This is a genomic window from Phycicoccus elongatus Lp2, from assembly GCF_000367525.1.
GTDB lineage: Bacteria > Actinomycetota > Actinomycetes > Actinomycetales > Dermatophilaceae > Phycicoccus_A > Phycicoccus_A elongatus.
The window spans coordinates 621,178-629,888 of the sequence record NZ_HF570956.1; the positions used below are offsets into that span (position 1 = coordinate 621,178).

General features: G+C 70.8%; 7 protein-coding genes. 6 read left to right on the top strand and 1 reads right to left on the bottom strand.

Features of this window, described 5'->3' with window-relative positions; translation table 11 throughout:
* The first annotated feature begins 144 nt into the window (after positions 1-144).
* From BN10_RS02920 to serA, 4 genes are all read left to right on the top strand, one after another.
* Entirely contained in the window at positions 145-597 is a 453-nt protein-coding gene (locus tag BN10_RS02920) for a hypothetical protein (RefSeq protein ID WP_040750859.1), read from the top strand.
* Positions 598-632: 35 nt separating this feature from the next.
* Positions 633-1,091 (top strand): hypothetical protein, encoded by a 459-nt coding sequence (locus tag BN10_RS02925; protein WP_010849670.1) that lies wholly within the window; start codon positions 633-635, stop codon positions 1,089-1,091.
* Entirely contained in the window at positions 1,078-1,545 is a 468-nt protein-coding gene (locus tag BN10_RS02930) for a DedA family protein (RefSeq protein ID WP_010849671.1), read from the top strand. Before BN10_RS02925 ends, BN10_RS02930 begins: the two co-directional genes overlap by 14 nt.
* Positions 1,546-1,773: 228 nt before the next feature.
* Positions 1,774-3,363: a phosphoglycerate dehydrogenase gene (serA, locus tag BN10_RS02935; RefSeq protein ID WP_010849672.1), complete on the top strand. Its 1,590-nt coding sequence runs from the start codon at positions 1,774-1,776 to the stop codon at positions 3,361-3,363.
* Positions 3,364-3,450: 87 nt separating this feature from the next.
* On the opposite strand, the gene BN10_RS02940 is transcribed toward serA, so the two are convergent.
* The gene (locus tag BN10_RS02940) at positions 3,451-4,935 is read right to left on the bottom strand and encodes a carboxylesterase/lipase family protein (protein WP_010849673.1); all 1,485 of its coding nucleotides are present in this window, start codon (positions 4,933-4,935) and stop codon (positions 3,451-3,453) included.
* A 78-nt stretch (positions 4,936-5,013) separates the two neighbouring features.
* On the opposite strand from BN10_RS02940, the gene BN10_RS02945 reads away from it, so the two are divergent.
* Entirely contained in the window at positions 5,014-5,571 is a 558-nt protein-coding gene (locus tag BN10_RS02945; RefSeq protein WP_010849674.1) for a TetR/AcrR family transcriptional regulator, read from the top strand.
* A 416-nt stretch (positions 5,572-5,987) separates the two neighbouring features.
* Positions 5,988-8,711 (top strand): indolepyruvate ferredoxin oxidoreductase family protein (locus BN10_RS02955; RefSeq protein WP_040750861.1); only part of this gene is annotated, 2,724 nt, incomplete at its 3' end.

Here is an 8,711-nt window from a genome sequence, read left to right on the forward strand (position 1 = left end):
CCGGCGGCCAGCGCGCGCTCCACGACGCGCGCGCCGAGATCGCCCTGGCCGCCGACCACCACGATTCGCATGGGTCCAGCATGCACAGGTCCGGCACAGCAAGGCCATGGGCGATCCGTGGGCCCAGCCGGGAACCTGTCCCTCATGAGCACCTTCCTCACCGCCTACGCCGTCGCGGTCGTCTGGGCGGTGGGTCGCGCGACGGTCCTGTATGCCGCGGGGCTCGGCCTCTCGCGCAGCGTCACCGGCCGCTGGGGCCGGGTCGCCGGGCGGTTGCTCTCGCGTCATGCGACCACTGGCTCCGCACGGGTGTTGGCCGGCGGTGCCCTCGGCCTGTCCAAGGCCTACCTCGTGCCCGGTCTGGCCGAGACGGCCCAACTGCTCGCCGGCTTCGGCCGGATGCCGCTGCGCACCTACGCCGCCGGGCTCACCCTCGCCGCCCTGCCCTGGGCCGTGGTGGACGCCACGATCGGCTCGGCACTCGTCGCCGCGTTCACCTCGGGATGGGGGGTGGCCGTGGTCGGCGCGGTCGCGGCATACCTGATCTGGCGCCACCGTGACCGGCTGATGGGTCGGACGGCCCCGATGGTCGACTGACCGGAGCATCCGTCCCGGCGAGGGAGAATGGTCTGGTGTTCTCCGACCTCCTCAGCTGGCTCGCAGCCCTGCCCAAATGGCAGATGTTCGTGGCCTTCTGGGCCGTGGGGGTCCTGCGTGGACTGGGTTACTACGTCGTCGGTGCGCTCGTCGGGACGCGACTGCACGATGCCCGGTGGAGCGAGGCCCGGGGCAAGGTCCAGGCGCTCGGCGCGCGTTCGGTGGTCGTCACCTGGCCGGTCTATGGGCTGGCCGGCGCCACCCAGGTCATCAATGGCGCTGTGCGGGTGCCCATCGCGCACTTCCTCGCCGCCCTCGTGCCACTTGCTGGCCTGTGGGCCGTGCTTCAGACCATCGTCGGCGTGGCCCTCATCGAGGCACTCATGACGCAGGCCGCGCCCTACCTCGTGGCGCTCCTCGCCGTCGTTGCTGCCCTGCGCCTGGCCGTCCACTGGCGGCGGCGCCGAGCAGACATGGTGGATGCCCGTGTCTGAACTCTTCTCCGGCTGGCCGGCCTGGGCCGTCTTCGTGGTGCTCGCCCTCGGGGCGTACGCCCGCGGCAGCGTCACGTACTGGCTGGGCCGCGGCGCCCGGGTCGGCAGCGAACGCTCCCGCTGGCGCCGGTATGCCGAAGCACCGATCGTCGGCTCCGCCGAGCGCTGGGTGGGGCGCGTCGGCGCACCCCTGGTGTCGATCGGCTTCCTCACCGTCGGCGTCCAGAGCGCGATCAACTTCTCGGCCGGGGTGCTCCGCATGCCGCAACGCCGCTTCCAACCGGCCGTCATCATCGGTGCCCTGCTCTGGGCCACGCTCTACACGACGGTCGGGCTCGCCGTCGTGGATGCCTGGCTCGGTCATGTGCCGTGGTGGTGGGCGCTGCTCGGTATGGCCGTGGTCGTGCTCCTCATCGTCGTGTCCCGCCGGATCACCCGTCGCGCCGAGGCGTGATCCCTCCCGGACCGCCCTCGATGGAGGCGCGGTCAGGCGCGCCTGCGACGCAACGTGACACGGATCATTTGTCCGTATCCCGGTCGCGGGCGTCCGCATGCTGAACGCCCACCTAGGATTGTCCGCGGCACACCGGCGTGCCGGGGTCACCGCCCGCGTTGATCCCACCAGGCCCGCGCGCGGTATACCCGTGGCGGGATCCCACCACCGCTGCAAAGGGAAACTTCCGTGACCAAGCCCGTGGTCCTCCTTGCCGAGGAGCTCTCGCCCGCCACCGTGGACGCCCTCGGACCCGACTTCGAGATCCGTTCCTGCGACGGCGCCAACCGTGACGAGCTCCTGCCCGCCCTGGCCGATGTCGACGCCGTGCTCATCCGGTCCGCAACGAAGATGGACGCCGAGGCGATCGCCGCCGCCAAGAACCTCAAGGTCATCGCCCGCGCCGGCGTGGGCCTCGACAACGTCGACATCCCCGCCGCCACCCAGGCTGGTGTCATGGTCGTCAATGCGCCGACCTCCAACATCACCAGCGCCGCCGAGCTCGCCGTCGGGCTCCTCCTCGCCAGCGCCCGCAACATCGCCCCGGCCAACGAGGCACTCAAGGGCGGCAAGTGGAAGCGCAGCGCCTACGGCGGTGTCGAGGTCCTCGACAAGGTGGTCGGCATCGTCGGCTTCGGCCGGATCGGGCAGTTGGTCGCCGAGCGGCTCAAGGGCTTCGGCGTCGAGCTCATCGCCTATGACCCCTACGCCAATGCGCAGCGCGCCGGCCAGCTCGGCGTCCGCCTCGTCGGCCTCGACGAGTTGCTCGAGAGCTCGGACTTCATCACCATCCACCTGCCCAAGACCCCTGAGACGATCGGCCTCATCGGGAAGGAGGCGCTGGCCAAGGTCAAGCCCACCGTGCGCATCGTGAACGCTGCCCGTGGTGGAGTCCTCGACGAGGACGCACTCGCGGCCGCGATCGCCGAGGGTCGCGTCGCGGGCGCCGGCCTCGACGTCTTCAAGACCGAGCCGACGACCGAGAGCCCGCTCTTCGAGCACGAGTCGGTGGTCGTCACCCCGCACCTGGGCGCGTCCACCGACGAGGCGCAGGAGAAGGCCGGCATCGCCGTTGCCAAGTCGGTGCGCCTGGCGCTCGGTGGCGATCTGGTCCCCGACGCCGTCAACGTCTCCGGCGGTGTGGTGGCCGAGGAGGTCCGCCCCGGCATCGACCTGGTCGAGAAGCTCGGCCGCATCTTCACCGCGGTCGCCGGCGCCGTCCCGGTGCAGCTCGACGTCGACGTGCGCGGTGAGATCACCCAGCACGACGTCTCGGTCTGGGAGCTGGCTGCCCTCAAGGGCCTCTTCACCGATGTCACCGAGACCCCGGTGACCTACGTCAACGCACCACTGCTCGCCAAGGAGCGTGGCTGCCAGACCCGTCTGGTGACCAATGCCGTCGCCGAGGACTTCCGCAATGTCACGACGTTGCGCGGCACGATGGCCGACGGGGCGGTCGTGTCGGTGGCGGGCACGCTCACCGGCCCGAAGATGGTCCAGAAGATCATCGGGATCAACGGCTTCGACCTCGAGATCCCGGTCTCGCAGCACCTGGCGTTCTACACGTACAAGGACCGTCCGGGCGTCGTCGGTGCCCTTGGCCAGTTGCTCGGCGACGCGAACGTCAACATCGCGGGAATGCAGGTCTCGCGCAACGACCACACCGGTGAGGCGCTCGTCGCGATGACCGTCGACAACGCCATCCCCAGCGAGCTCGTCGCTGCGATCGAGCGCGAGATCGGCGCGTCGACCGTGCGAGTGGCCGACCTCGAGAACTGAAGGTTCACACCACGATCCGTAGGCCGTGGGCTCCCCGTCGAGGGTGAGCTCACGGCCTACGTGGTGGCGAACGCCAGCCGGGCGGGCTCACAGCAGATCGAGGATGTCGGGCGCCCGGGTCCAGATGGCGCGTGACAATCCCTCGGGGTATGCCGCGACGCTGGGTACCCCGTCTAAGATCCGGGTCGCGCCGGTGGCGAAGTCCGGCCAGCCCGGGTCGCCGTCGCGCGCAAACGCCAGCCAGGCCCCGCGCATCTGGGCGGACACGGCATGCGCCTCATCGGTCGGCTCGCCGATGAGCAGGGCGGTCTGCCCGTCCGTGAGATTGCCGAAGACGAGCGGGACGTCGAGCCCGTGGCAGGCGCCGAGCGCGCCGCCCATCCCGGGCGCCGGCCAGGTCAACTCGTAGAGATGGCAGCGTCCGCCCTTGGCGACCTGCGCCTCGGCGAGTGTGAGCGACGGCATCCGGAAGAGCCAGTCGGAGCGCACCACCTCGAAGCGCTCCTCGGGGTCGGGGAAGTGCCGCGCGTAGGCCGCCGGGTCGGGGGCGAAGATGCGCGCGCTCTCGTCCGCTTCCTCGGTCGTGATCTGGCCGAGGCGGCCGGTGAGCGCGTTGAAGAGGCGCTGCTCGTGCCGGGTGTGGCCGACGAGCAGGTCGACGTGTCCGGTCACGCCCTGCCAGGGCGTTGTGGTGAGGACGTCGCCATCGATCACGGGTGCGAAGGGGATCCCGGCGTGGGCCGCCCGGCCCCAGCGAGCGGCATACCGCTCGATACCGGCAAGCAGCCTGTCCACGGCAGCGGCCAGCCGGGGCGGTTCGATGGCGACGAGTTCGCGCGGGGGACAGCCGATCTCGACGGCGCAGGCGCGAGTGACGTCGGTCGCGAGGGCGGGCGTGAGGTAGGCGCCCGGCATGCTCTGGACGATCGCCCGGTGGAAAAGGCCAGCAGCACGGGGCATCGTGAGCAGCGCGGCGATCGATCCGCCGCCGGCGGACTGGCCGAAGACGGTCACCTGACTGGGGTCGCCGCCGAAGGCAGCGATGTTGTTGCGGACCCATTCCAGCGCGGCGACCTGGTCGAGGAGGCCACGGTTGGCCGGCCTGCCGTCCAGGAAGCCGAAACCCTCGAAGCCCACCCGGTAGTTGACGGTCACGACGACGACGCCGTCGTCGGCGAGGGTGGCGCCGTCATACTCGGGCAGATCTGAGCGGCCGAAGAGGTAGCCGCCGCCATGGATCCACACCAGGACCGGGAGGGTGCCGGTGAGGTCGGGCGACCACACATTGGCCGTCAACCAGTCGGCCTCGTCCCCGGTCGCCGCGCCGTCGCCGAGGCCGCTGGACTGCGGCGGGGGCGGCCCGAAGGCAACCGCGGGCCGGACCCCGTCCCAGGCCGGAGTGGGGGCCGGGGGGCCGAATCGGGTTGAGATCGTTGCAAAGGGGATGCCCTTGAACACGGCGGTGGGGGGCCCCCACGTGGGCGCCCTCGACTTCTCCGGTGGCAAGCCGGGCTCGAATGGTCGCCATGTGCCCATCTCCTTCATGTTGACCACATGTATCATGTGATACATGCCAGCAGCGTATGCCGAGTCGCCGGCGACCGTCCACCGGCTTTGGGGACTGCTCTCGGCCGTCACCACGCCGACCCCGTGACCTCGCCGCGTGAGGACCTGCTGGCCAGGGTTGTCCTCCACTACGCCGAGCACGGCATACGAGACACCAGCCTGCGCTCCCTGGCCGCGGCCATCGGCACCAGCCAACGAATGCTGCACTACCACTTCGGATCTCGCGAAGATGTGCTCGTCGCGGTGATCGACGCGGTCGCCGGCGGGCAGGCCGAGCGGATCGGCCGCCTCTTCGACAGTGAGTCCGACCCGGTGGTCGCCGGCGAGCGCAACTGGGCCTCCACCGTCGACGGGGCCATGGCCTTCGGCGCCCTGTGGTTCGAACTCGCGGTCCACGCCATGCGCCACGAGCCGTATGCCGCGCGGCTCGCCGACGTCATGGTGACCGCGCAGTTGCGCGAGTTCACCCGGCTCTATGCGAAGCGAACCACACCTGAGCACGCCAGCCGGCTGGCCCGGCTCACCCTCGCCGTCGGCCAGGGACTCGTCTTCGACCTGCTCATCGACGGCGACCGCGCCGCCGCCGACGCGGCGGTTCGGGACTTCACCTGCATGATTCAGCGCGAACTCGACGCGGGCTGATGCTGTGACGAGCCGTCCTGAATGTCCACGATGTGGAATCCGGATCGGAATTGCTAGGACGTCCTCGTAATCTCGAGGGTATGCGGCAGGTATGCATTCTTCCCAGCCGCGACGAGGTCCGTTAGGGATCAGCCTCCTCGTCGCGGAGACCCTGCGACGACGCTGATCGGCTCGCCATCATCCCCGGCTCGAGCACCGGACCATCACGGACACGCACGTAAGGACACATCATGAGCGAAGAGGCCAAGGCCGTTCGCCAGGCACTGCAGGAATCCATGGACCTGCGCGACCAGGGCCACACCGAGGACTGAGTCCTCCCTCACCGAATGCGTGAGGAGAACACGCCGCCACCCGTCCCGGGCAGGCGGCGTGTTCTCGTCTCTTGCCGCTCGCGGGACCGGGCCTAAGGTGTCGTCATGGCGGCCTATGACCTCGACGCGCGCTACCGCACCGGCTCCGACCCAGCGCTGCTGACCGGGGTCCAGGCCATCGCCCGCTTCCTCGTGGAGCAACGTGCCCTCGACCAGCGCTCCGGGCGCGATGTCGGATTCTTCGTCTCGGGCTACCAGGGCAGCCCGCTCGGTGGCGTCGACAAGATGCTGCTCGGTATGCCGGATGTGCTGCGCGAGAACGCGATCCACTTCCAGCCCGGCCTGAACGAGGAGCTCGCGGCCACGTCGGTCTGGGGCAGCCAGATCGAGCTTCCCGGCGGCTTCACGGGCCGCGACGGCGTCGTCGGCGTCTGGTACGGCAAGGGCCCCGGGGTCGACCGGGCCACCGACGCGCTGCGGCACATGGCCATGTATGGCGTGCACCCGCGCGGGGGAGTGGTGCTGCTCGTCGGGGACGACCCGGCCGCCAAGTCCTCCACCGTGCCCGCCGTGAGCGAACGCTCGTTGGCGGCCCTGGGCATCCCGGTCCTGTTGCCCCGCAACGCCGAAGAGGTCGTCACCTTCGGCCTGCACGCCGTCGCGCTCTCGCGGGCCTGTGGCACGCCGGTGGCGCTCAAGATCGTCGCCGACGTCGCCGACGGCGCCTGGGTCATCGACGACACCGTCTCGCAGGTGGAGCCGGTGACACCAACCCTGGTCTGGGATGACAAGCCGTGGACCTACACGCAGAGCCCGCCGGTGGTCGGCAGCGCGCGCGTCGTCGCCGTCGAGGCCGAGTTCGTCGGGCCGCGGGCCGCCATGGTGCAGGCGTATGCCGCGGCCAACGACGTCAACGTCGTCCGCCTGATGCCCCCGAAGCCCCGGCTCGGCCTGGTCGCCACCGGCCCGGCCTACGACTCCCTCGCCCAGGCCCTGCTCGACGTCGGCGCCGATGACGCGGTGCTCGCCGACCACGGCGTCGCGGCGCTGCGCATCGGGCTGATCCACCCGCTCGACGAGGCGGCCGTCATCGACTTCGCTCGCGGCCTCGAGGAGGTCTTCGTCGTCGAGGACAAGACCTCCTTCCTGGAGTCGCAGGTCCGGCATGCCCTCTACGACCTGCCCGACGCCGAGCGTCCGAAGGTCGTCGGCAAGAAGGACCGGCTCGGCAACCCGCTCGTGCCGGCCGACGGCGAGCTCACGCCGGGCCGGCTCATCGGGCCACTGCGCCGGGTCCTCGGCGACTGGGTGCCGATCGACGCGGCCCACCCCGAGCGACCGTCGCTGCCGCTGCTGCCGATCAGCCGCACGCCCTACTTCTGCTCGGGCTGCCCGCACAACCGCTCGACGGCCGTCCCGGAGGGCTCGATCGCCGGCGGCGGCATCGGCTGCCACACCCTCGTCACCCTGTCGCGCCGCACCGACTCCGCTGTCACCGGCTTCACGCAGATGGGCGGGGAGGGCGCCCAGTGGATCGGGCAGGCGCCCTTCACCGGCACCGACCACATCTTCCAGAACCTCGGTGACGGCACCTTCTTCCACTCCGGCCAGCTCGCCGTGCAGGCGTGCGTCTCGGCCGGGGTGAACATCACCTTCAAGCTGCTCCACAACGACGTCGTCGCGATGACCGGCGCGCAGGACGCCGAGGGGGCCCGCGGCATACCCGAGATCACGCACAAACTGAGCGCCGAAGGGGTCGCCAAGATCGTCGTCGTTGCCGACGAGCCACAGCGGCACCGCAAGGGTGACCTCGCATCGGGGACCCTGCTCTGGCCGCGCGAGCGGCTCGACGAGGCCCAGCGGCTGCTGCGCGATACCCCCGGTGTCACAGTGCTCATCTATGACCAGCACTGCGCCAACGACGCGCGCCGCCAGCGCAAGCGCGGCACGATGCCGACCCGCACGACGCGCATCGTCATCAACGAGGACGTCTGCGAGGGCTGCGGCGACTGTGGCGTGAAGTCGAACTGCCTGTCCGTGCAGCCGCTGCTCACCGAGTTCGGCGAGAAGACGCGCATCGACCAGACGTCGTGCAACACCGACTACTCCTGCCTCGAGGGGGACTGCCCGGCGTTCATGACGGTCGAGGTCGACCCGCAGGCCAAGCGCGCCAAGGCCGCCCTGCCGACGCCGCCGAGCGTGCCCGAGCCCACGTGGACGGTGCCGGCGGGCACCCAGTCGGTCTTCCTCACCGGCGTCGGCGGCACCGGCATCGTGACCGTCAACCAGGTGCTGGCCACCGCCGCCCTGCGGGCCGGATATGCCGTCGAACTGCTCGACCAGATCGGCCTGGCCCAGAAGGCCGGCCCGGTCATGGGGCACCTGCGCTTCGCCGCGGACGGCCCGCTCGACCCCTCGAACCGGGTCACGCCCGGGCACGCCGACGCGATCCTCGCCTTCGACCTGCTGACGGCGGCCGACTCGGGCAACCTGCGCTACGGCTCGCCCGCGCACACGCTCGCGGTGGCCTCGACGTCGGTGACCCCCACTGGGCCGGAGGTCTATGACCGGTCGCTGGCGCAGACCTCGATCGCCGAGCAGCTCGACCGGCTGCGGACGGCGACGCGGGAGATCCACGAGCTCGACATGCTCGCCGCCTCCGAGGCACTGCTGGGGTCGACCACCGCGGCCAACCTCATGCTCGTCGGCGCCGCGATCCAGTGCGGCGCCCTCAAGCTGCCGCCGAGCGCCGTCGAGGAGGCCATCGAGATCAACGGGGTCGCGGTCGCCGCGAACAAGGCCGCCCTGGCGTGGGGCCGCCCCTCCGTC

What these genes read in the sequence shown, in the direction of transcription:
- BN10_RS02940 (WP_010849673.1), bottom strand. Translation starts at nt 4,935, where the DNA reads ATGTATCACATGATACATGTGGTCAACATGAAGGAGATGGGCACATGG.
- BN10_RS02930 (WP_010849671.1), top strand. Translation starts at nt 1,078, where the DNA reads ATGCCCGTGTCTGAACTCTTCTCCGGCTGGCCGGCCTGGGCCGTCTTC.
- BN10_RS02920 (WP_040750859.1), top strand. Translation starts at nt 145, where the DNA reads ATGAGCACCTTCCTCACCGCCTACGCCGTCGCGGTCGTCTGGGCGGTG.